Source organism: Anaerohalosphaeraceae bacterium (assembly GCA_035378985.1).
Taxonomy (GTDB): domain Bacteria; phylum Planctomycetota; class Phycisphaerae; order Sedimentisphaerales; family Anaerohalosphaeraceae; genus JAHDQI01.
Window position 1 is genome coordinate 12,097 of record DAOSUR010000004.1, and the last position, 23,858, is coordinate 35,954.

At 53.5% G+C, this 23,858-nt stretch carries 20 protein-coding genes; 8 read left to right on the top strand and 12 right to left on the bottom strand.

The window, feature by feature from the left end:
• Positions 1–14: 14 nt before the first annotated feature.
• The 5 genes from PKY88_04400 to PKY88_04420 all read right to left on the bottom strand — a co-directional run bounded on the left by PKY88_04400 (position 15) and on the right by PKY88_04420 (position 6,407).
• Entirely contained in the window at positions 15–2,822 is a 2,808-nt protein-coding gene (locus tag PKY88_04400; protein ID HOQ04433.1) for a pitrilysin family protein, read from the bottom strand.
• A 153-nt stretch (positions 2,823–2,975) separates the two neighbouring features.
• Positions 2,976–3,335, bottom strand: a complete 360-nt coding sequence (gene fliS, locus PKY88_04405) for a flagellar export chaperone FliS (protein HOQ04434.1) — start codon at positions 3,333–3,335, stop codon at positions 2,976–2,978.
• A gap of 119 nt (positions 3,336–3,454) precedes the next feature.
• The gene (locus tag PKY88_04410) at positions 3,455–4,276 is read right to left on the bottom strand and encodes a flagellin (protein ID HOQ04435.1); all 822 of its coding nucleotides are present in this window, start codon (positions 4,274–4,276) and stop codon (positions 3,455–3,457) included.
• A 277-nt stretch (positions 4,277–4,553) separates the two neighbouring features.
• On the bottom strand, positions 4,554–4,844 hold the full coding sequence (locus tag PKY88_04415; protein ID HOQ04436.1) for a hypothetical protein: 291 nt from the start codon (positions 4,842–4,844) through the stop codon (positions 4,554–4,556).
• A 93-nt stretch (positions 4,845–4,937) separates the two neighbouring features.
• On the bottom strand, positions 4,938–6,407 hold the full coding sequence (locus PKY88_04420; protein ID HOQ04437.1) for a flagellar hook-length control protein FliK: 1,470 nt from the start codon (positions 6,405–6,407) through the stop codon (positions 4,938–4,940).
• Positions 6,408–6,701: 294 nt separating this feature from the next.
• Here PKY88_04420 and PKY88_04425 point away from each other — a divergent pair, with 294 nt between their 5' ends.
• From PKY88_04425 to PKY88_04440, 4 genes are all read left to right on the top strand, one after another.
• A complete protein-coding gene (locus PKY88_04425; GenBank protein HOQ04438.1) occupies positions 6,702–9,557 on the top strand; it encodes an FAD-linked oxidase C-terminal domain-containing protein in 2,856 nt (951 codons plus the stop codon).
• A 96-nt stretch (positions 9,558–9,653) separates the two neighbouring features.
• The gene (amrS, locus tag PKY88_04430) at positions 9,654–10,688 is read left to right on the top strand and encodes an AmmeMemoRadiSam system radical SAM enzyme (protein ID HOQ04439.1); all 1,035 of its coding nucleotides are present in this window, start codon (positions 9,654–9,656) and stop codon (positions 10,686–10,688) included.
• 24 nt (positions 10,689–10,712) lie between these two features.
• Positions 10,713–11,246 carry an NUDIX domain-containing protein gene (locus tag PKY88_04435; protein HOQ04440.1) on the top strand — a complete coding sequence of 178 codons (534 nt, stop codon included), beginning with the start codon at positions 10,713–10,715 and terminating at the stop codon, positions 11,244–11,246.
• Between the two features lie 71 nt (positions 11,247–11,317).
• A complete protein-coding gene (locus PKY88_04440; protein ID HOQ04441.1) occupies positions 11,318–12,187 on the top strand; it encodes a PAC2 family protein in 870 nt (289 codons plus the stop codon).
• Here PKY88_04440 and PKY88_04445 read toward each other — a convergent pair.
• On the bottom strand, positions 12,184–13,176 hold the full coding sequence (locus PKY88_04445; protein ID HOQ04442.1) for a 2-dehydropantoate 2-reductase: 993 nt from the start codon (positions 13,174–13,176) through the stop codon (positions 12,184–12,186). The two genes, PKY88_04440 and PKY88_04445, sit on opposite strands and share 4 nt — an antisense overlap.
• A gap of 113 nt (positions 13,177–13,289) precedes the next feature.
• On the opposite strand from PKY88_04445, the gene PKY88_04450 reads away from it, so the two are divergent.
• A complete protein-coding gene (locus PKY88_04450) occupies positions 13,290–14,171 on the top strand; it encodes a UDP-2,3-diacylglucosamine diphosphatase (GenBank protein HOQ04443.1) in 882 nt (293 codons plus the stop codon).
• Positions 14,172–14,186: 15 nt separating this feature from the next.
• Positions 14,187–15,233 (top strand): DHH family phosphoesterase, encoded by a 1,047-nt coding sequence (locus PKY88_04455; GenBank protein ID HOQ04444.1) that lies wholly within the window; start codon positions 14,187–14,189, stop codon positions 15,231–15,233.
• 10 nt (positions 15,234–15,243) lie between these two features.
• On the opposite strand, the gene mgrA is transcribed toward PKY88_04455, so the two are convergent.
• Complete coding sequence (gene mgrA, locus PKY88_04460; protein HOQ04445.1) at positions 15,244–16,242, bottom strand: L-glyceraldehyde 3-phosphate reductase; 999 nt, start codon at positions 16,240–16,242, stop codon at positions 15,244–15,246.
• Positions 16,243–16,253: 11 nt separating this feature from the next.
• Complete coding sequence (locus PKY88_04465; GenBank protein HOQ04446.1) at positions 16,254–17,174, bottom strand: SDR family oxidoreductase; 921 nt, start codon at positions 17,172–17,174, stop codon at positions 16,254–16,256.
• Between the two features lie 203 nt (positions 17,175–17,377).
• On the opposite strand from PKY88_04465, the gene rpmB reads away from it, so the two are divergent.
• Positions 17,378–17,650: a 50S ribosomal protein L28 gene (gene rpmB / locus PKY88_04470; GenBank protein HOQ04447.1), complete on the top strand. Its 273-nt coding sequence runs from the start codon at positions 17,378–17,380 to the stop codon at positions 17,648–17,650.
• A 55-nt stretch (positions 17,651–17,705) separates the two neighbouring features.
• On the opposite strand, the gene PKY88_04475 is transcribed toward rpmB, so the two are convergent.
• The gene (locus PKY88_04475) at positions 17,706–18,821 is read right to left on the bottom strand and encodes a M20 family metallopeptidase (protein ID HOQ04448.1); all 1,116 of its coding nucleotides are present in this window, start codon (positions 18,819–18,821) and stop codon (positions 17,706–17,708) included.
• Positions 18,822–19,085: 264 nt separating this feature from the next.
• Here PKY88_04475 and mdh point away from each other — a divergent pair, with 264 nt between their 5' ends.
• Complete coding sequence (gene mdh / locus PKY88_04480) at positions 19,086–20,015, top strand: malate dehydrogenase (GenBank protein HOQ04449.1); 930 nt, start codon at positions 19,086–19,088, stop codon at positions 20,013–20,015.
• On the opposite strand, the gene PKY88_04485 is transcribed toward mdh, so the two are convergent.
• Genes PKY88_04485 through PKY88_04495 form a run of 3 tightly spaced genes read right to left on the bottom strand, consistent with a single transcriptional unit; the run spans position 19,999 to position 23,857 of the window.
• Positions 19,999–21,960, bottom strand: coding sequence for a gamma-glutamylcyclotransferase (locus PKY88_04485; GenBank protein ID HOQ04450.1), 1,962 nt, complete (start codon positions 21,958–21,960; stop codon positions 19,999–20,001). The genes mdh and PKY88_04485 overlap by 17 nt on opposite strands.
• Before the next feature lie 11 nt (positions 21,961–21,971).
• Entirely contained in the window at positions 21,972–23,123 is a 1,152-nt protein-coding gene (alr, locus tag PKY88_04490; GenBank protein ID HOQ04451.1) for an alanine racemase, read from the bottom strand.
• A complete protein-coding gene (locus tag PKY88_04495; protein HOQ04452.1) occupies positions 23,120–23,857 on the bottom strand; it encodes a glycosyltransferase family 2 protein in 738 nt (245 codons plus the stop codon). The genes alr and PKY88_04495 overlap by 4 nt, the downstream gene beginning before the upstream one ends.
• Between the last annotated feature and the right edge of the window lies 1 nt (position 23,858).

Sequence of the window (23,858 nt, forward strand, 5' to 3'; positions counted from 1 at the left end):
TTTTCTCCGCTCGGTCAGGGTAAGGGGGGGGCTGCCGGCAGACCGATGCAGGTCATGGGGGCGAGGGATTCGAGGGACGGCTTAAGAGCCCCTGCGTCCCCGACGACAACAAGAATCATCTGCTCAGGTCTAATCGTTTTTCTCGCCAATGCCAGGCAATCCTCTGCAGAGGCCGTCCGGATGGTTTCAAAGAGCCGATCGAGGTAGTCGCGGCCGAGATTTTGAGACTCCATCAGCCAAAGGTCTTCGGCAATCTGCTGAGGGGTTTCTCTTCGAAGCAGGAAGGTTCCGGCAATATAGGTTTTGGTATCCTGCAGTTCATCGGGAGTTGGCGGACGGGTTCGAAGGTCCTCAATCAGGTCAAAAATGGTTTGGATTGTCTGCTGGACAGCATCGTTTTTGGTAAAGGTTTGAATCGTAAACATTCCTGCCTGATTGTAAGCGAGGTACGTACTCCAGATGCTGTAAGTCAATCCTTTTTCAACCCGCACAACCTGATTCAGACGGCTGTTAAAAGAGCCGCCGAAATAGCTGCCGACAATTCGGCTGATGAAGTAGTCGGGCTGGTCATGCCGGGTAATGCCGAGCTGGCCGATGCGGATTTGTGCCTGAGAGCTCCCCGGCAGATGAACCAGATACAGATGCTGCGGAGACATCGGCCGGATGTGGGGCAGGGTGATATCCGGAAGAGGAGAAGGATTTTTCCATCTTTCCAAATGAGTTTGGGCGAGGGCGAAGGCCTTTTCCGGACGGATGTCTCCGGCAAAAATAAGAACGGCTTTTTCGGGACGAGCATATTGTTTCCAAAAGCCGAGCAAATCCTGGGGGTTCAGACGGTTCAAATCTTCGGTTTGTCCTTCCGGTGTTCGTGCATAAGGATGGTTCCCGAATAATTCTTTTTGGAGCTGCCGGTCGGCTATGTAATCAGGGGATTGTTCGCGAACCGATAAGGAGGCGATTTGCCGGCGGCGAAGTTTTTCAAATTCGTTTGGATCAAAGGACGGATTTTGAACAACCTCGGCCAGCAGCCGGACGGCATCTTCTGTATGCTGGGAAAGACAGTTCAGGGACACAATGCCGTCGTCCAGGGAGGCCTGTCCGGACAGAGTGATGGCGCGGCGTTCGAGCTCTTCGGCCAGTTCCGCTTCGGTATAATGGAGCGTGCCCTTGGTGAGCATGGCAAATGCCATCGAGGCCGAGGCCGGTTTGCTTTCACACCAGCTTCCGTAAGGCAGACCGAGCATGATGCTCAGGAAAGGCACTTCGTGATTGGGCACCACCAGAATTTTCAGGCCGTTGTCAAGAATACGCTCCTCGTAGTGAGGCGTGAGCCGCACCGGCTGGATGGGCTTGAGCGGGGGTGTCTGGGGAAAATACGACGGTCGTTTTTCTCCAGAGCGTCCGGGGGGCGGAGATGTTTCCTCCCGCAGAGCCGTCAAGGGAGCCAGTTCGTCATCTTTTTTGCCGAGTTGGTTCTGAAGAACACGGACCGTTAATTGACGCGATTCTGTCAAATAGGTTTCGGCGACGCGGCGGATATCCTCGGCTGTTACGGCCTGAATCCGGCGCAGGGTGTCATTGGCCCTGGACGTATCGCCGAGGATCATAGAAGCTGTTCCGAGGAGTTCGGCCTTGCTTTCGATGGTTAAGTTTTCAGCCACCACTTTTTTGAGGGTGTTGTTTCGGGCTTTTTCGAGTTCTTCCGGGCGGATGCCTTCGGAGATAATTCGCTCAAGTTCGGAACGGATGCACGCAAGAACCTGATTGGGATCACGGTTTTCATTGAGCATGCCGCCGGCGACAAAAACTCCGTCTTGTTCGAGATTGTAGGTCCAGGCCGTTGTTTGAACGGCTGTCTGGTTTTCCGCGACCAGCCGGCGGTAGAGGCGGCTGCTGCTGCCTTCACCGAGAATGGCGGCCAGGAAATCCAGCGGCAGTTCATCCGGATGCCCGTGCGGCACCGTTCGCCAAACGATTCCGGCCAGCGGGGCGGGGGCAATTTCATCCTCAATTGTCAGTTCTCGGGGGCCTTGGGGCATAGGTTCATGAACAGTGACTTTGGGCGGCTGGGGCCGCGGCTGAATCCAGCCGAAATACCGTTCCGCCAGCGTTTGGGCTTTTTTGTGGTTGACAGCTCCAACAATCAGCAGGACGGCGTTATTGGGGGTGTAGTACCGACTCCAAAACTGCCGCATTTCTGCGGCGCTGGCGGCCCGCAGATGGGCGATGTTGCCGATGGGAACCCAGCGGTAGGGATGTTCGGTAAAAAGAGCGGCGGCTACTTTTTTATAGACATTGCCGTAGGGTTCGTTCTCGTGCATCCGCAATTCTTCTTCGACCACTTTGCGTTCGGTGTCCACGGCATTCTGGTCAATTTTGAGAAAAGCCATCCGTTCGGCTTCCAGCCAGAGAGCCAGTTCAATCTGGTCGGCAGGCAGGGTCTGCAGATAGACAGTTTTGTCGAAGCTTGTGTAGCCGTTGGTGTGGGCTCCGACTTTCCGCAGCAGTTCGAAGTGGTCGGAGGGGCCGACTCGGTCTGTTCCCTTGAACATCATATGTTCAAACATATGGGCGAATCCCTGACGAGCGGGGTCTTCGTCTTTGGAGCCGACGTGGTACCAGACCTGAACGGTTACTATCGGGGCGGAGAAGTCTTCGAGCGTGATGACTTTCAATCCGTTGGAAAGCGTGATTTCCCGGAAATCGAAAAGACGGTCGACGGAAGGTGCAGACTGCTTTCCCAAGAAAGCAAGGCGGCAGGAGGATAATCCGGTTGCCAATCCGGTGGCAAGCAGGGCGAACCATACGATTTTCTTTTTCATTTTCTATCCTTCCGATGGATATCAGTCTGTCCGCTTATATCCGATTTTCTTCCGCCGGTCAAGTTGACAATTGTCCTGACAACGGCGCATGAAAAAACCGGATAGAGGACTATCCGGTTTTTGTTGGAAATGTTTCAGGGCTGTGAGAGATTGTCAGGAGCAGACTTTTCGCCATGCCGAGGCGAGGTCTTCAAGAATGTGAATGCTTTTGTCGAGCATTTCTGTATTGTTCTGGATTCCGGCCTGGCCGATATACCGCCAGAGGAAGTTGTAGAGACCGCGGAGGTTTTGAGCCAGAGAGCCCCCTTGTTCGAGATTGAGGGACTGGTTCAATTCAAAAATGATGTCACGCGCTTTGGCCAGCGAGGCGGCTTTTTGAGTGAAGTTTCCGTTTTGAATGGCTGTTCGTGCCTGGTGGAGGAAACGAATGGCTCCTTCATAGAGCAGAACGATCAATCGTCCTTTGTTCTGAGTTGTTACGGCGGTTTCCTGATAGATTTCGGTGATGCTCATAGGAATCTCCTCAGCTGTTTCTGCAGCTTGTTTTTGCGGTTAGTGCTTTCTACCATGCCGGCCGACAGGGTCCGGATCAAAACCCTGTCGGCCGCTCATCATGGTAAGAAGCTCCCATATTATCCGCGCAGCAGGGTCAGTGCCATTTGGGGCATCGTGTTCGCCTGGGCCAGCATCGCCACACCGGCCTGTGCCAGCACCTGGTTGCAAGTGAGGGCCGCCATTTCTGTGGCCACATCCACGTCCGAGATTCGCGATTCAGCGGCCATCAGGTTTTCGGCCTGAATGTTGAGCACTTCATTGGTGCTTTCGAGTCGGTTCATCATATAACCGAAGCTGGCTCGGGCGCTGTCTTTTCGCTGGATGGCTTCGTTGACCAGAACCAGGGCCTGCTGGGCATTTGTTCCGTCGGCTCCGGCAATGGTAATTGTGGCGCTGTCAATGAGGTTTGACGGACGCACATCGACGGAAGTGACCTGAATATACGAGTTGACGCCGAAATGGATGCTGTTGGTGCCGGTGGCACTGTTGAGCATATTGATGCTGTTGAATTCGGTGGTGGTGGCGATTCGCTGGATTTCGGCGATCATCTGCTGGAACTCATTGTTCATGATATTCCGCTGCTGTTCCGAATAGGAGCCCGTGGCGGCCTGTTCCGCCAGTTCTTTCATACGGATAAGGACGGCGTCAATCGAGCCCATTGCTCCTTCCATCGTCTGGAGCATGCTGATGGCGTCCATCGCATTTCGGGACCCCTGTTTGATGACGGCGATGTCCGCCCGCATCAATTCTCGGACAGCCAGTCCAGCTGCATCGTCCTTGGCACTGTTGATCCGCAGGCCGGAGGAAAGACGTTCGACGGACCGGGCGAGGGCATCGTAGCTTTTGCCCAGATGTCTTGCCGCGCTTTCCGCCATCAAGTTGTTTTTAATTGCTAACATGGGTACTTCTCCTTACCAGATTTTTGAGTTGTGCTCTGACAATCTCCTATAAAGAGTTCATTTTTTTGCTTACGACAAAGGTATTATCGGAGACTTTTCGAGCTTCTTTAGACCTATAAAATAAGTTCCGAAAAAAACTTTTATTTTGAGGAAAAGAAAAGGTCTGTGCGTTTTTTATCGGACGAAGGGAAAAAACGAATAGTTTGGAAGGGAAAATTTTAGGAAAAAAGACGAGTGGGTAGAAAGGAAAAAGTGAAAAAAGAAGCGGGGGGCTGGTTTATATACCGAAGCGCAGAATTGCTTCGGCAGCCCGACGTGCGGCTTCAGGACTGTCCAATTCACCCTGTTCGAGGGCTTTTCGGGCTTCAAGAATGGAGTTTAATCCTTTTGTCTCGGAGGATTCGTTTAGAGCCCTTTGGATATAGGGCTGATAAGTATTCCCTAAATCAAATCGAAAGGTTTGTCTGACAGGGGATTTTTCTGTTTTTTCAGAGCTGCCGTGTTTCTGTTCTGAAGTCGGATGAACCGGCTGGCTCATGTCAAATTGTATCGGGTCAATCGGTACCATATATTCCTATTGTCGAAAAGAATCTAAAAAACTTAAGAAAAAATTGAAAAAAAGTTAAAGAAGCGTTCTTTTTTGACGATAATGTTCGTTTCTCTACATAAACAGGTTTAGGATTTTTGAATCCGGATGTATTTGATAACTTCTTTCTGTTTCGGGGGTTAAATCAGTTTTTCTTGGCTGTTCTTCCAGAGAGGAAGCGGAATCGGCATTTGGAGTTCGGCGCTGACGTTCCTCCTGCATTTCATATCGCAGGTTCCAATCGGAAGCGCTTTCGGAATTTGTATGTTTCTGTTCCTGGTTGGCTAATGGGCTGATTTCGATTTTCCGTATCTGAATGCCCTGATTCTCGAGGGATGCGAGGATATTCGGCAGAGATTTTTCGATTTCTTGGCGGGTTTGTTCTTTTTGAACTTCAAGAATACCGGATATTTCATCTCCGACTTTGTCGAATTTAATTCTGACCAACCCCAATCCTTCCGGGGAGAGGGCAATTTGGATGGATTGGATATCATTTTGAACAGCGTTTTGTAGATTTCTTAGGACTTGCTGAGAAGCAGAAAGAGGAGGGGTTAATTCTGTTGTGGTATCAGATGCTTTGACAGCATTGATAAGGGTTGCGGTCGGGCGGAGCGGACTTTGTTCGACTCCAATATTTGTTCGTGTCGGAACTGGTGAGGGATTGGCTATTTCGGCATTGACGACATCCTTTTTCTGGGAGGAATCCGAAGAGCTCGAGGATTTTAGAGAACTTTTGATTTTTTGAGGTTTTGATAGAGGTTCAGTCAAAGCTTCAACAGATTCTGATTTTTTTTGTGAAACCGCCTTTTCCTGGTTGCTGAGAGGAATGGCTCGCTGAACGGTTGTTGTTAAGGGGATCTGGGGTAATTGTATTGGTTGGGAAGCGACCTTGGGAAGGTTTTGAATGACATCGGGTGCTTTGGCTGTTTTGTCAGGGAGGGTTATTTGGGGTTCAGGCGACGGCTTAATCTGGACATTGTCAGTCTTTATCTCTTTGTTGGTACTTGATGCCGCAGTTTGTTGAAGAGGATAGGAGAAGGAACTTTTCGATTTCGGATTTTCATTCTGGGGCACTTTGATGCGGTCAAGAGTTGTTGAATCAGCTGCAGGACTTTTTTGAGTAAGATTTGGCAGTGTGGGCAATTTAGTCAATCTTTCTGTAGAAGACTGTTCTTTTGATGATGCGGCTGCTTTTGGATGTTTCAATGTTGTTTTCTCTGAAAGGGGGGTATTGTCGAGCGGTTTGGATAAGAGGATTGTTTCAGCGCTGGCTGTTGTAAATATGGTTTCATGTTTTTGTTTTTTCTTTGCATCTGTTTTTGTATCTTCTTGCCCGCTGACCATCTTTTTATTTAAGACGGTTAAGAATGGACTCGACAAAGTTTCCGCCTCTCCAAACTCGGCTTTGTTTCCGTCTGTTTCGTGAGTTTGATGGTTTTTTTTCTTTGCTGCCGTTTCATTCAACGCGGTCTCTGAACCGGCCGGCCGCAAAGACGGCTCAACGGTTGTATTTAGTATATTTACGATACCGGCTGTTTGAGTCATACAGACAAGTTCTCCTTACGAAAGAGACAATCTTTTCAGAGAAGCGAAGCAATTTGTGTGCCAGAACGGAATTACAAAGGGTTTCTTATTGTAAGATATTATAAAATCAGGAGATAATAAAATAAAAGTCGGATTGCCCGTTGGCTGATTTGGTTAAAAAAGCAGAAAAAATTTCCTGCGGATGTGAAAAAAATGGACTCAATGAACAGCCGGTTCGAAGCAAAAAGTTTGCAAAAGAGCGTAGAAAAGGTATTCTTATATCCAAAATAAACCACTTTTGGGCTGGAGGTTCACTTGAAAAGTCAGCCGGAAAAAATCGGTTCGGATTTAGCGGGTCTTGTAAAAGGGACTGTTTACATCGATATCTATAACCGCGTCGCATTTAGCACGGATGCGAGCATTTATCAAATCTTTCCGCAATGTGTGGTGTCTGTTCGAGACGAGGAGGATATCCGCCGGGTTATCCAGTATGCCCGAGAGAACGGATTGACTGCGGCGGCAAGGGGGGCCGGCAGCGGTGTGGCGGGGGAATCTTTGACGGATGGGATTGTAATCGATATCCGTCGGTATATGGACCGCATTCTGTCTGTGAGTGAAGACGGAGAACTGGTGACGGTAGAGCCGGGGGTTGTTCTGGATGACCTGAATTGTTTTCTGGCTTCGTATGGGCGGATGATTGGACCGGACCCTTCCAGTTCAAACCGGGCCGTCATCGGAGGGTGTCTTGCCAACAATGCTACGGGGGCCCATTCATTGGTTTACGGTCATTTTGACCGCTGGGTCCAGCGGGTTCGGGCTGTCCTGGCCGATGGGACTGCGGTTGAGCTGGTCAACGGAATGAAACCGGCTGAAGACGGCAGGCCGGAATCGAAAATCGCCAGGCAGTGTTTTGAGCTGCTTTCGGGAAAAGAGTCGGTGATTCGAGCAGCTCGGCCCAAAACGGAAAGAAACCGAAGCGGGTATGCTATCGATGGAATTGTTCACGACGGAGTTGTGGATTTGGCACGTCTGACGGCCGGTTCAGAGGGGACCTTGGCTGTTTTTACGGAAATTACGCTCCGGACGGTTCCTATTCCCCGATGCAAGGGGCTGATTCAGCTGGAGTTTCCGTCATTTGAAACGATGGCCCGTGCGATTTCTCTGATTGTGCGCTGCGGTCCGGCGGCCTGTGAATTGATGGACCAGACGCTGATGACAATGGCGCGTCAGGCCTATCCGAAATACCGTGATGTTTTGCCGGAAGGGTGCACAGCCGCATTACTGGTGGAAATGACCGGTGCGGACGAAAGCGAGGTGCGGGAGAAGCTTGAGCGTGTACGTCTGGCGGCGGCGGATTTGGCCGTTCGGGCGGAGAATGTTCTGGATGCGAAAAGACAGCAGCGTCTCTGGAAGGCCCGTAAAGATGCCGTTCCTTTGCTGAATCGCCAAAAAGGGCCGGCTCATCCGATTCCGTTTATTGAAGATGTGTCCGTGGACCCTGTGCGGCTGGATGAATACATCGCAGGACTGGAGAAAATCGGGCGCAAATACGGCCTTGCGATGGCTTATTACGGGCATGCCGGCGACGGCGGACTGCATATTCGCCCGTACATCGATTTGTCGAGGGAAGAGGGGGTTCAGCAGATGCGGGCCATGGCTCAGGAGGTGTTCGAACTGGCCTGGTCTATGGGCGGCTCGGTCAGCGGGGAGCATGCAGACGGCTTGGTGCGGGCGGCCTTTATTCGACGGCAATACGGGGAGGCCTATTATGAACTGCTCAAGGGTATCAAACGGATTTTTGACCCGGAAGGCCTGCTGAACCCCGGCAAGATTCTGAATGAGGACCCTGATGTAATGGTTCGCCGTTTGCGTCTTCCGGGAAGAAATCTGGAAGCGAAGACTGCTTTGCTGCTGGGGCCGGATGAGTTTCGATTTGAGGCCGAACAGTGCAGCGGATGCGGGGTTTGCCTGGCCCGCACGGAAGGGGTACGGATGTGTCCGGTTTTTCGGGCTGTCAATGAAGAGCTGGCTTCCAGCCGAGCCAAAGCCAATCTGCTTCGGTCGGCGGCAGGGCTTCCTTCTGACATCGGCACGTATGACGCACAGGGGCTTCGAGAGGTATTGTCCCTTTGTGTGAACTGCAAGATGTGTTCGGTTCAGTGTCCGGCAGGGGTGGATGTATCCAAACTGATTGTGGAGGCACGGGCTCAGATTGCCCGCAAGCTCGGTTTTTCGACGGCGGAAACAGTGCTTTCACACAATCGTCTTTTGAGCATGCTGGCGGCTGCGTTCGCTCCGCTAAGCAATTGGATTCTTCAGTTGCCGCTGAGCCGCCTGCTGATGGAGAAGACGATAGGACTGGACCGGCATCGGCCGTTTCCGAAGTTTGAGAGGGGAAGTTTTATTCGAAAAGTGCGGCGGTTTCGCAAGCCCGCTGCTTCAGCAGATTTCTCGCAAAAAGCGGCCTATTTTGTGGACAGCTTTGCCAACTGGAATGACCATTCCCTCGGGTTTGCGGTTGTAGAGGTTTTGGAGAAACTGGGTGTGCAGGTCGAGATTCCTTTGCAGAGGCCTGCACCGCTGCCGGCGTATGTGTACGGAAATCTCCACGCCGCCCGCCGGGATTTGGAATACAATTTGAAACAGCTTGCGCCGCTGGTTCAAAGGGGGTATGAAGTGGTTTGTTCAGAACCGAGTGCGGCCCTGTGTCTGAAAGAGGAGATGAAATATCTTATCCAGTCGCAGGAGTCTGCGCTGCTGGCCGACCATACGTGGGAGCTGATGGACTATATCCGCCGGATTCTGGAGCATCGCGGGTGGGGGTTGATTCGGCTGTCGGATGCGTGCCGGACGGTTCGATATGCTTACCATGCACCTTGTCATCTGCAATCGCTGCGGCAGCCGTCGGATACAGTGGATTTGCTGGACCGTTTGGGGTTGAAGGTCGTCAATCTGAATGGGGGCTGCTGCGGGCTGGCGGGAACGGCGGGGATGCAAAGCAAAAAAGCCAAGCTGTCCGAAGCCATCGGGGAATTATTGAAAAAGAAAATTGAGCAGATTAATCCGGATATTGTTTTGACGGAATGTGCTGCTTGTGCGATGCAGATTGAACACCTCACGGGGTGCAAAACGCTGCACCCCATCAAACTTTTTTGGGAGTACGGAAGGTAAAGACGGAAGTCTTTTGGCAAAAAACGCGTTTGCACTATCCGGAAAAATCCCTAAAATGAAAAGGGGATAATAAGGAACCCCGGAAAGGGGCAAAATATGGAGCACCATCAGGAGTTGTACAAGCGTGCGGTTTTGTGGGAGGGGGAAAGCGGGGGGGCGGTTCAGTGCCGACTTTGTGCGTGGCGCTGTCGGATTCCGCTTGGACAGACGGGCCGCTGCCGAGTGCGAAAAAATATCAACGGTGTGCTCGTGTCCCTGAATTATGACAAACTCTGCGCGGCCAATCCGGACCCGATTGAGAAGAAACCGCTCTTTCATTTTCAGCCGGGTTCAAAAAGTTTTTCTATCGCAGCTCCCGGATGCAATTTTCAATGCGTTTTTTGCCAAAACTGGCAAATCAGTCAGATGCCGCAGAATGATTTGATTGAGGGTACTTATTATTCCCCGAAGGCCATTGTGGATGCGGCGGTGCGAAGCCATTGTTCGAGCATTGCCTATACCTATACGGAACCGACGGTGTTTATGGAGCTGTGTGCCGAAACCGCCCAGCTGGCCAAACAGATGGGGCTGGCCAATGTTTTTGTGAGCAATGGTTTTTTGAGTCCGGAGGCGATTGAATTTGTCCGTCCGTGGCTGGATGGAATTAACATTGACCTGAAGGCATTTACGGAAGAGTTCTACCGGGATTTGTGCAAGGCACGTCTGGAGCCGGTCAAAGAGGCGATTCGGATGATCGCCCGTCAGACGGATATCTGGATGGAAATCACAACCCTGGTCATTCCGGGCAAGAATGATTCGGATGAGGAGTTAAGGGCGATTGCGGAGTTTATTGCTCGTGAGGCCTCGGTAGATGTCCCGTGGCATGTAAGCCGCTTTTATCCGCAGTATCGAATGGAAGACCGTGCGGCCACGCCGCAGAAGACGCTGGAGCGGGCGTATGACATCGGACGTCAGGCGGGGCTGCGGTATGTCTATATCGGCAATATTCCGGGGATTCGAGCGGAGTCAACCTATTGCTACAGCTGCGGGGTTCTTTTGATTGACCGGGTTGGATTTACGGTGAAAAGCAATATTATTGAGGATGGAACCTGTCCGCAGTGCGGGGCGGTGATTGCGGGTTTTGGGCTTTGAGTTCTCTTTGGGAAAGTTTCTCCTATGGACTGGATGATTGCTTATGAGAATCGGAATGTCTTTTTGTACTGTCCGCTTTGCAGCGCCCGGGCGCTGAAGGTGCATAAAAAGAGCGCATATGTGTGTACGGAGTGCGGGCTGGAGTTTTATCTGAATACGGCGGCGGCAGTCGTGGCTCTGATTGAAGACGAAGAGGGCCGGCTGCTGGTTACGGTCCGTGACCACAAGCCCAAAGAGGGAATGCTGGATTTGCCGGGAGGGTTTGTGGACCCGGGGGAGTCGGCGGAAGAGGCCGTTCGGCGTGAGGTGGAAGAGGAAACAGGGTTGAGGGTAGACTCTCTGGAGTATTTCGGGTCCGCTCCGAATCGATATTTGTATAAAGGGGTGCATTATGCCACGGAAGACCTGGCCTTTGTCTGCCGGGTTTCCGACTGGTCCGGATTGGAGGCCCGCGAGGAAATCCGGAGTCTTCTGCGTCTGAAGCGGGAGGAGATTGATTTGGAGCGGTTTGCTTTCGATTCCGTTCGGCATTTTCTCCGACTGTATTTGAATCGGTAGCGGGCGGATTTTCTGCTGGAGATTGTCGAAGAAATCTCTACAATAACGGTCAGAAACAGTGAGGAGACGGAATGAGCGTAGAACGGCTTCGCATCTATCACAATCCGGACTTGACGGCACCGACCCTGGTTCTCGGCTTTGACGGCTGGATGGACGGGGGAGAGGTCTCCACGGGGCTGGTGGATTATCTGCGGGTAACGCTCGGGGCGGTTCCGTTTGCTTCGATTGACCCGGAGCCGTTTTATGTGTTTCAAATGCCGGGGACTATGGAAGTGGCGGGTGTGTTTCGCCCCCATGTGAAGATTGACGAGGGTCTGATAGAGGACTTTTCCTTTCCGAACAATACATTTTTTGCCGAACCGCGGCACAATCTGATTTTGTTTTCCGGTAAAGAGCCGAATTTACGGTGGGAGTGTTTTGCGGACTGCATTTTTCATTTGTGCGAACGGTTTGACGTCAAACAGATTTTCTTTGTCGGCAGCGTGGCGGGCCTGACGCCTCACAGCCGGGAGCCGAAGTTTACGGCTTCGGTTTCTCAACCTGCCCTTCGGGCCAAAATGCAGCGCATCGGCATTCGATTAAGCCGGTATGAAGGGCCGGCGGGGTTCGCCACATACCTGACCTGGCGGGCATCCAAGGCCGATTTGGATATGTTTGTTCTGGTGGCGGAGATACCGGCCTATCTGCAGGGATATAATCCGCGGGCGGTGGAGGCAGCCGTCCGATGCATTTCCGGACTGCTTGAACTGCATCTGACCTGTGAGGATTTACGAACACTCAGCGATGAGTTTGAGCGGAAAGTCGGAGAACTGGTTCAGCAGCAGCCGGAGCTGGCTGCCCGGATACAGCAGCTGGAAGAAATCTACGACAATGAAATTTTTGATACGGAACTGAGTGATTTAAAGAACTGGCTGCACCAGCGGGGAATTCGGCTGGACTAATCATTCCGCGGATTCTGATTGTTCCGGGATTCGATAAAGTCAATCAGATGATACAGAAAATCGCTGCAGGGAACGGCACGTCGGTGTTTTTGAGCAAGTCGAAGGACGGCACCGGTTAAGGCGTCGATTTCCGTTTTTTTGCCGGCCTTAAGGTCCTGCAGCGTCGAAGAGCGGTGTGCGGCTGTGGCGGGGACCATCTGATTGTAGAAAGCGGATTTGAACTCTTCAGCGTTCTCCCAATGCGTGCGGTATCCGTCTGCGAGCATTACATCAAACGTCTCTTCAATCAGCCGGTCCATAATGTGCCGAGTCGAAGGATGTTCAGCTAATTTGCCGTAAGGAACATCGAGGACAGCCCCCAGCGGGTTGAGAGCGCAATTGTAAAGCATTTTGGCCCACAGGTCTTTGCCGATTTGGGTTGTTGTTTGACAGGGGATTCCGCCGGCGGAAACGGCCTGGCAAAGGGGAATGAGCGGCTCGGGCGATTCGCCGAACAGAGAGCCGATGTGAACGGCATCGGCATGAACGGTGATTTCGACCACGTTCGGTTTGGGACGAATGAAGCCGGTAATTACACGGGCATTGTAAATCGTTTCCTTTGGGAAAAAGTCGGCAAAGATTTCTGCGTTTCCCCAGCCGTTTTGAAAAAGCACAATCAGGCCGTTGGGGGCGAGAAGCTTGGAGTGGACGGACAAATTTTTCGCCGCCGTGAGGGTATCGCTGGATTTGGTGCACACGAGAATAAAATCATACCGGCTGTCCGAGATTTCTTCGAGGGATTCATAGACGCGGAAAGCAGTTGGCGGGAAAAAAGCCTCTCCGAAGATTCCTTTTCGAACCAGGCCTTCCTGCCGAAGCGGCCCGGCGGTGTGGGGGCGAGCCAGCAGGGTGGTTGGAGTACCGGTTTTCAGCAGACAAGAAGCAATTCCCAACCCAACGGCACCGGCACCGTAGAGAAGAACAGAGAATTCTTGTTGTTTTGCTGTCATTTTTTTGATTAAACCATATTATAGACGAGCCGACAAGCCGTTGCCGCCGGAGAAGCGAAAGCAAGCCTTACTCCGTCGGCCGGCAGGTTAGCTGGAAGGCAGATGAGAAAGATATGGGCCAAGAGAGACCTATTTTTGTTGTGAGTGATTTGCATATGGGGGATGGGGGGCCGCGGGATAACTTTGCGGCGGACCATAAAGCCGAGCAGTTTAGTCGCTTTTTAGATTATGTGGAGCAAGAGGGTGGAGAATTGTTCATTTTGGGGGATTTGTTTGAGTTCTGGCAGGCCAATGTGGGGCGTGTGATTGTCCGTCGGATGGATTTTTTGGAGCGGTTTGCCCGGATGGGGGCAATCTATGTTGTCGGCAATCACGATGCAGATTTGGAGGATTTAATCGGTACGGGGCTTCTGGCCCATCCGTTCTTTGAGCGGATGACGCGTCCGTTTGAGCGGACGATTGGGTCTCGCCGCTTTAAGTTTATGCATGGGCATGAACTGGACCCATTTAATCGGGATGGAACGCCCCGGTGGGGACGTGTGCTGGCCATTCTATGCGGGATGATAGAAGACCGGAAGGGTTCGCCTCTGCTTTCGGCGGGGGGGCTGAGTGAAAGGGCTTTGCTGCGGATGGGGCGAAGTTTTCTGTGGATGTGGAATAATTCGGTTAATCTGCTGGAGCGGAGCCGAGTTCGACAGCCGCGGCATCGGTTGACGGAGTCTTTGACTCCGGCGCAGGACCCGGCACGAGAAAAGGGGATTTTGGCTTTATATCAGCGAGACCGGCTTGAAAGCGGGTACGATGTGCTGGTGGCCGGGCATACTCATCATGCGGTTTTGATAAACGGCTGGTACTGCAACAGCGGCTGCTGGGTCGGGCTTCGAAACAGTTTTCTCCGGATTGAGCCGGATGGGACCGTTCGGCTGTGGGTCTGGAAAGACAATCAGCCGGTGGAGCCGCGAAAAAAATCTCGGCAGATTCCGTGCTTTGTGTAAGGAGACTTCCGGTTCATGGGCACCTGTTCATCCGCTGTTCGGAAAACGCGAAAAAAACTTGCTTCTCTTCGGGATATTTTCAAGGGCAATCAGACCCTTTTGATTGTGCTTCAGAACTCTCCGGACCCTGACTCGATTGCATCTGCGATGGTGCTGCGGAAACTGGCCAATTCGCTGGCGGATATTCAGTGTTCGCTGGTTTATGGGGGTCGCATCGGACGAGCGGAAAATCGGGCCCTGATTCATTATTTGTCTGTCAATTTGCGGGAGGCCTCGGAAATTGATTTTCATGGGTATGATTTGATTGCAATGGTTGATACCCAGCCCTGGGCGGGGAATAACTGCCTTCCGGCAGAAATGGAGCCGGATATTGTTATTGACCACCATAAATGCCGGCGCAGTACACGGCAGTGCCGCTTTACGGATATTCGCAGCCGCTATGGAGCGACGGTTACAATTCTTTATGAGTATCTCCAGGCGGCGGGGATTGAAATCGACAGTATGCTGGCGACGGCGATTTTGTATGCCATCCGTTCCGATACTCAGGACTTCGGGCGAGATACCACGCAGGCGGATTTGGATGCGGTGATGGCGGTTTATCCGCTGGCCAACAAGCGGATTCTCGGACAGATTCAGCGAGGCCGAGTGGAACGGAACTATTTTCAGACGCTCAGTGACGGGCTTCGCAATGCCCGGGTATGCGGCCCCGCAATTGTGACAGGATTGGGGAAGGTAGAAAATCCGGATATGATTGGGGAGATGGCAGATTTGCTTTTGCGGGATGAAGCGACGGACTGGGCGGTTTGTTACGGTTTCTTTGAGGGGCGGCTTTTGATTTCCATCCGAACCAGTGCAGAGCCCCCTCGAGCGGATAAGGTCATTCGTCATATGATCGGCCGAAAGGGGAGCGGCGGGGGGCACCCGAGTTATGCGGGCGGTCAGATTCCTCTGGAATCCGACGAGCCGAGACAGATTCGCCGGCTGGAACGCAGGATTCTTAAGCGGTTTCTGGAGAGTGTCGGAGCGGCCGGGGCCAAAGAGGAAAAGCTGATTCAGTCCTGACGGAAAACGGTCAGGGGGTTTTCAATACGGTATCAATGTCGGTCAATTCAGGCTGAGTCAAAGGAGGGGCTGTCAGAGATTTTAGATTTTCAAGAATTTGTTCAGGCCGGCTGGCTCCAATAAGGGCGGAGGTAATGCGGCTGTCGCGGAGGACCCAGGTGAGAGCCATTTGGGCCAGCGATTGTCCGCGGCGGCGGGCCAGTTCGTTCAGATTGACCAGTTTTGTCCGCAGGGCCTCGGTAATCTGTTCTTTCTTCAGGAAGCCGTGCGGTTTGGCGGCGCGGGAGTCGGCGGGGATGTCTTTGAGATATTTGTCGGTCAAAAGTCCCTGCGCCAAAGGACAGAATGCAATGCAGCCGACCCCCAGAGTGCCGAGGGTTTCGAGCAGCCCGTTGGTTTCAATATCCCGCACGAGCATCGAATATTTAGGCTGGTGAATCAGGAGCCGGCGGCCGCAGGATTGCAGCCATTCAAAAGCCCTGCGGGTCTGGTCGGCGGGATAATTGGATAAGCCGACGTACAGGGCCTTTCCCTGTTTAAGGATGTGGTCGAGAGCGGCGCAGGTTTCCTCCAGAGGAGTTTTGGGGTCGGGGCGATGGGAGTAGAAGATGTCCACATAGTCCAGTCCCATCCGCTTGAGAGACTGGTCTAAACTGGCAATCAGATATTTTCGGGAGCCGCCGTCTCCATAGGGCCCCGGCCACATATAGTAGCCCGCTTTGGTGGATACGATTAGTTCATCCCGCCAGGCGGCCAGGTCTTCCTTGAGGATTTTTCCGAAGTTTCGTTCGGCGGAGCCGGGCGGCGGGCCGTAGTTATTGGCCAGGTCAAAGTGGGTGATGCCGTTGTCAAAGGCCGTCAGAATCATTCGGCGTGCGGTTTGGAAATCGTCCACATCGCCGAAATTGTGCCACAGTCCCAGGGACAGCGCCGGCAGACGCAGACCGCTTGTGCCGGAGGGCCTGTATTCCATTTTTGCATACCGATTTTCGGCGGGCTGGTACGACATAATGAAAATCCTTACTTGCGAATGGAGGCGGATTGTTTTCGCCGGTTCCTTTTTTCCTCTTCGCGCTGGTTTTCAAGCCGGCGGTATTTTCGGATTTTCCGAATGATTTGTCTTTCGAGCCATCCCCAAAGCCCCAGCGATTTGAAGGTCATTGCAAAGGCGGCATCTTTTCCGATGATGTAATGGGCCTTTGGTTTTTCGCAGGAGATGATGCGGACAATCAGGTCCGCCACCTGCTGCGGGTCGCCGGCACGGGGGAGAATCTCCTCAAACATCGCCTTCAGAAAGCCGCGGTTCCATTCAAACATCGGGCTGGTTCGGTCATAGAAATGCTCGGCCTGATTGGCGTTGGCTCCGATGATTTCGGTTTTGTGATAGCCGGGCTCGACGGAGACGACGTCAATGCCGAAGGGGGCCAGTTCCACGCGGATAGACTGGGTAAAGCCGATGAGGGCATGTTTGCTGGCGGCGTAGGCGGAGTTAAAGGGATGACCGATAAGTCCTGCCAGAGAGGCGATGTTGACGATGCGGCCGCTTTTTCGCTGAATCATCTGGGGAACGACGGCGCGGGTCAGGCGAACCGGTCCGAAGTAGTTGGTTTGAAAGATTTTATCGCATTCCTGCTCGGTGAGGTCCAGAAAGGAACCGGCGATCAGTATTCCTGCATTGTTAATCAGGATATCTATGGGTGAGAATTGCTGTACTATCGTTTCAATGGAGGCAGGGTCTGTGATGTCCAGCCGCTCGATTTTGACGGTAAGATTCGATTTTTCAAGGGCTTGCAGAAGTGGGCCTGCTTTGTCGAGCTTGCGCATTGTGGCAACAACATCGAACCCCTCTCGGGCGGCTTCGACGGCAGTCAGCAAGCCGAAACCGCTGGAGCAGCCGGTTATCAGGACTCTTTTGGGCCTTTCAGTTGCTTCGTTCTGCATATTCGGGAAAGGTAAAGATTCCGATGCGGAAATCAAGAAAAAAGACTGTCGGGCGAGAATCTGTGATTTGTTTTCGAAAAAAACGGTGAAAAACACTTGCAAAAACTCCGGAAAATCCTATATTTGTAGGGCTTTACCGGAAGTATGGAAGAAAGGAATAACCGTCCGGATCAGCCGGACAAGCGATTTTCGGGAGCGAACGTATGGGTAGAGAATGTTTCTTTCTGGGCAAGAAGACCAGCACCGGACAAAGCATTGCCCGCCGCGGTAAGGCCAAATATCTGGGCGGTGTCGGTCGGAAAATCACCGGCATTACCAAGCGGAAATTCAAACCGAATACACAAAAGGTTCGGGCGGTTGTCAACGGCAAGGTCTGTCGGATTACGGTATCGGCCAAGGCGATTCGTCAGGGGCTGGTTGTCAAGCCGCTGAAGCGCAAATACAAACCGGCGGAAAAGACGGCAACAGCAGAATAAAGCCGTGCAAGCACAGAGAAATCCAAAGGCAAGAGGCGTTTGGCTCTTGCCTTTTTTATTGCGCCAGAGCACGGATGATTTGGACATACATCTGCCGGGCGGCGGCCAAGTCGTCTATTTTGACGGATTCGTCGGGTTTATGGCAGGCGGTTGGGTTGCCGGGGCCTAAGATGATGATGTCCGGGCACAGCGGGAGGAAATGCGGGCCGTCGGTTGTGAAGACAGCAACGTCGGTCTGGCTGGTTTGAACGGCACGGCAGACGGTTTGGACAAAAGGGCTGTTCGGCGGAGTCTCCAGTGCCTCACATTGGCGGAGGATGGAAATCTCGGCCCGGAAGTTTGGGTCTCGGGCTTTTTGTTCCTCGAGGAAGGTTTGGATTTGCTCGATGACGGACGGCTGCGGCTGCCCCGGCAGGGTGCGGATGTCCAGATGCAGCCGGCAGGTGTCGGGGACAATGTTGGGGGCGGTTCCGGCGTGGAGCTGGTTGATGCTCATTGTGCACGGTCCCAGGCGAGGATGCGGAGGTTGGGGGATTGACCAGCCGAAAAGCCGATTGAGCAGCGGAAGCATTTTTTCGATGGCGTTGACGCCTTGTTTGGGCATCGAGCCGTGGGCGCTGCGGCCGTATGTAGTGATTTGCAGCCAGAGAAGCCCGCGGTGGGCGGTGAGGATTTTCAAGTTTGTCGGTTCGGGCAGGATGATGCCGGCCAGCGGACCGATTGATTGGGCGGCGGATTGAACAAAGCGGTTGGCTCCGCAGCTGTCGGTTTCTTCGCCGGCGGTTGCGGCCAGGACGACATCGCCCTGTAAAGGGAGCCCTGCGGCGGCGATTTCAACCAGTGCCGCGGCGGCAGCGGCCAGGCCCCCGAGCATATCGACGGCGCCGCGGCCTAAAATGTGTCCGTTTTGTTCAAGGCCCGCAAAGGGTTCGAAGGTCCATTGGGATGGGTCAGCCGGCACCACATCCAGGTGGGCGGCCAGAAGCAGACCGGGTTTTTGTCGGGAAGAGGGCAGGCGGGCGATGACATTGGCCCGGTTTTCGTTCCAGATGTCTGCAAAGGCCTCGATGCCGTGGGTGCGGAAATACTGGACGAGTACCTCGGCGGCCCTGCGTTCCCCGTTGTCGGCCGTCGGTGCGGCCTGAATCAATTGTTTGAGCAGTTCGTTCATAGGTCTGTACTATACCGGCGGAAAAAAAAAGTTCCAGTCAGAAGCGGGTTGTGGGGACTGTTAACCGCGGATTTACAGGATGAATACGGATTGAAGAAAGGAAGAATTCCGAATTAAGAATGAAGAAAAAATGGCTGACGAAATGGTGTCCAGCTTCCGACAGCGGGCGGCGTTAAGGGCGTGTGCTTGTATTCCTCTGTTCGTGCTTTATAATAACGGGCCGATTGATTGACCAAACTGAACATTATAGAGAGGAAATGGATTGTGAGAGCGAAAATAACCATTGTGGGTGCGGGAAATGTGGGGGCAACAGCGGCGTTTATTGCAGCCAGCCGTAACGTAGGGGACATTGTTTTGGTGGATATTGTTCCCGGGCTGGCGGAAGGCAAGGCCCTGGATATGGCCCAGTCGGCGGGGGTTTATTCATTTGCCGGTCGTATCCGCGGAACAACCGATTGGGATGCGGCCGCCGGAAGCGATATCGTCATTATTACCAGCGGTCTGCCCCGCAAGCCGGGAATGAGCCGCGACGACCTTCTGTTCAAAAATGCTGAGATTGTTCGAAGCGTAACCCAGCAGATTGTCCGCACCAGTCCGAATGCTTTCATCATTGTGGTCTGCAATCCGCTCGATGCGATGGTGTATGCGGCGGCTGCCGTGAGCCGATTTGAACACAGACGGGTGATGGGAATGGCCGGTGTTCTCGATTCAGCCCGGTTTGCCGCGTTTATTGCCGAACAGCTGAATGTCTCCGTCAGTCAGGTTTCCGGCATTCTGCTGGGCGGGCACGGCGATGATATGGTGCCGCTGCCGCGCTATACAACGGTCGGGGGAGTCCCTTTGACGCAGCTGATGGATGCCTCAACGATTCAAAAACTGGTTGAACGGACGCGGAATGGGGGGATTGAGATTGTCAACCTTCTTGGAACCAGTGCTTATTATGCCCCTGCGGCCGGGGCTGTCCGAATGGCGGAGGCCATTCTCCGGGATGAGAAGGCTCTGCTGTGCTGCTGTGCTTATTGTGAGAAGGAATATGGGGTGGGCGGGGCGTTTGTCGGTGTGCCGGCTGTACTCGGGGCCGGAGGGGTCGAAAAGGTGATGGAGTTTGACCTGACCGAAGAGGAGCAGAAGGCATTTGACGCCTCCGTGGGGCGGGTCAAGGCCCTTGTTGAAAAACTTAAATCTGTTTTGTAGAGGCCTCTGCAGAGGGCTGGGTGCGGGTTTTTTCGACCAGTTCGTTAAAGTTCTGAATCTGGGTATTGATTGCCTCCATCGCCCATTCGATATAGTGCTGTTTGTGGTAGGGGCGGAGGTGGCGTTCGTGCATCAGGCCGTCATAAACGGCACCCAGAAAGGCCTGTTTGGTTTTTTCGTCAATGGGGTCAGGCCGAGCCGCCCAGGCCTTAAGGTCTGCATATTCCTGCCGGAGTTTCGGACTGGCGGCCATCTGTTCAGCGGTCAGGTAGTCTCCCGGGTTGATCGATAACTGGATTCCTTTCAGGGCCAGAATGAGGGGTTCATAATTGATTTGCGGGTCCAGACGAATGAATTTGTACTGCTGAACATAGGCGGGTTCAGAGGCGCAGCGGCCTTCTTCGAGATATGGGTCGTCCAGCCGCCATCGCCTTCTGCTGGTTTGGGCAAAGACGAGTTCCTCGGTGGGGCGATAGCGAATAATTTCATCGTGCTCCATTCGGGAAATCCATATCCGGTTTCCTTCTTTCCGGACGCCTCCGCCCATGGCCAGCAGGCATTGGACAAACCCCATCGGCAGGAGGGTCTGCTTCCCAATCTGATAGCGCCGGAGCTGGAAGGACAGGTGAAGACTGTGAGGACGAGCGGGGTAGAAGGAAGCGGTCTCCCGAATCAGCTGATTGAGAACCCAGGGGTCGTCCGTAGCGGGTTTGGAAATCTCTCCGAGGATGTTGAGCCGCCCGGGGGCTAATTCAAGAAAACCGCGAATGCCCGGTACGGGTTCTCCGGAATGATTATCGATGTATCCGCCGAGTTTCCAGCTGAGCACATCGAGGGCAAAATCGGAGAAATAGCGGAATCCGTCAAAAACAGGGTCCTCGTTTTCGATGTTTTTTGCAACGGCGCGGTAGCCGAGATTGCTTAATTCCATCTCCGCTCCCATCGGAACCAGTCCGGGCTGAAGATTTTGCCGGATTCGGGAGATTTCGCTTCGGGCGACTCGTGCATCGAAGATGTTGTCCGCGGCCTGTACGCCGTATTTGACATAGTCAATCAAATCATACGTTCCGTCGGCCGGCAGGGTTTCGAGACAGCGGCGAAGGACGAGATTCACGACGGATGCGTTGGCATTAATCATCCGCAAAGCAATCAGAATACTCAAAATGCGGGTATAGTAGCGGCGATTGGGACAGAGGCGGTTCAGTTCAAACCGGAATCGATGGTAGAGATGCCATTCGAACTGGTTGAGCAGGACTTGTTTGACGACCAGATGGATGTAGTTTTCGAAATAAGGTTTTACAGCGGGATTACTGTAGAGATGCCGGATAGAGGGAATCGGACGGCTGAGCTCCTGTTCGAGGGTGTAATCGCTGACGGCGGCCCGTCCGAGGTGGGTGATGACCAGGTCCCGCTCCGTTGTGCCGAGCAGTTCCCGACGGGCCCGCCGCTCAATGTCGGCGTCCATCGACTCTTCGCCGGGGCGTGTATGGGTTTCAAAGAAGCGTTCGATTCGTCTTCGAAGCCATAATTCGTGGATGAGATTGACATGGAAGCGGTCGCCGAACTTTTTTTTCATGGATTTCGGGCTGGCCAGGTACGCAAAGGCCTGGACAGGGCCGCTGGCAGTATTGACGGTAACGGTTTCACGTTCGTAGAGTTTGCCTTCGTAGCGGTCGATTTCCCGCAGGGCTTCCTCGGGCAGGTTGTAAATGACAAACCCCTCGATTTTGGCCGTTGGCTCAGGGATGGCATAGAAATAAACGTTGTCGGGGCTGACCCGCCGGTAGCCGTTCAGTATCGCCAGTTCCGCAAAAAGGGTATGGCCGGGCTGAACACGGGAGGGTTTGAGGGTAAAACTCAAGCCGCAGACGGATTCAAAGATGGAAGGTTCCCGAAGGGAGCCGTACACGAACAGATTGGAACCTTGCTGCTCGGAAGAGGTCATATCGGAGGCCTTTAATGGACAATTCGGTTTACGTGAGCGTGTATCATTGTAAGGATTTCATAGCAGATAGTATCCGCCAGTTCCGCCAAAGCATAGACTCCGCAGGGAGACTGGTGGTCATCATCAATTACGGTGACCATTTGGCCGGTCTGGACATTGGGGACATCCGTGACGTCCACAATCAGCTGATCCATGCAGACTCTGCCGATGACGGGGATGAAATGGTCGCCCAGTTTCATCACGGCCTTGTTGGAAAAGGCGCGGCGGTATCCGTCGGCATATCCGAGCGGGACGATGGCCGCCAGGGTGTCGCGTTTGGCAATGAAAGACCGGCCGTACCCGACGGATTCTCCGGCTTTGATTGTTTTAATCAGGGTCAGCGGCGCCTGAAGCTTCAGGACGGGTTTGAGGGGGATTGGGGGTTGGCTCATCGGCCTGGAGTAGTATCCGTACATCGAGATGCCGCATCGAACCATCGTATAATGGGCCGGCGGCATTTTGAGTGTGGCGGCGCTGTTGCAGGAATGAATGAGCAAATCCGGACGGTCTTTGAGCCGATGTTCCTGCAAAAACGCCTCGAAGCGTCTGTGCTGCTCCCAGGCGAAGCTGATGTTGTCTTCGTCAGCGGTTGCGTAATGGGTAAAGACCCCTGCCAGCCGAAGCATGGTCTGGCTGCGCAGGCGGGTCAGGAGGGCGGCGGCTTCTTCCGGCGGCATTCCGCAACGTCCCATACCGGTTTCGATATTCAGGTGCACCGGCAGGATGCGGTCCGTACCGGCCAGAGCTCTTGCCGCCCAGTCAAGTCCTTCCAGAGAGGCCAGGACGCAGTGAAAGCCGGCGGCGGCACAGGCGCGGATTTGCTCGGCGGGCTGGGCAGGATGAATCGGTTCGAGAATCAGGATAGACTGGCGGTGGACCAGAGGGCGAATGTGCAGGGCTTCATAGAAGGTGGCGACGGCGAAGAAATCGACCGGGCCGTTTTTGAGAATATTGACGACTTCACGGATGCCGTGGCCGTAGGCGTTGGCTTTTACGACGGCACAAAACCGGGTTGACGGCGCACAAAGTCCCCGCAGGGCCCTGACGTTGTCCAGCAGCCGCTCGGAGTAGAGATGGGCCTGCAGGTCCGGACGAATAAACGACTGGTCTCGGTACACCTTCATGGCTGTTGTTTTAAGATGGTTTTACGAAGTTTGAATAATTCATAAAAGGCCCTGGCAATAACCCGCAGTTTCGCGCCGGTGGCTTTTCCGGCCCGCCGGGGATAGTGGTGCACACCCACCTGTTTGATGGTATATCCTTTTCGGGCGGCTCTGGCAAGCACTTCTGTGTCAATCAGGGCGCCGGTGCTGACCAAAGGCATCCCGTCAAAGATTTTTCGTCTGTAGAGCTTGAAAGAGCAGTCAATGTCCTTCAGTTTCAGATGGAACAGCAGGCAGACCAAGCGGGTCCATGCGAAGCCGTTGAAACGGCGAATCCACCCTTCCTGACGGTTCATACGATAGCAGCTGACAATGTCATATTGTTCGATGAGGGGCAAAAGCGGCGGCAGTTCATTGAGGTCGAACTGGCGGTCGCCGTCGGTATAGAAGACCAGCTCTTTGGAGGCGGCACGGAAGCCGCTTTGAAGGGCGGCGCCGTATCCTTTGTTGACGGGATGATGAATGACTTTGATGCGCGGGTTTTCGGCGGCTAATGCGTCCGCCAGCGCCCCGGTTCCGTCTGTGCTGCCGTCATCGACGATGATGATTTCATAATCCAGCCCCATTTTGCCGAGCACATCAAGGGCCTGACGCACCAGCGGTTCGAGATTTTCCCGCTCGTTGAAGCAGGGGAAAAAGACGCTGATGGAGCGGAACGAAGATGCGGCGGATGATGGGGTGGGTTGAGCACTCATA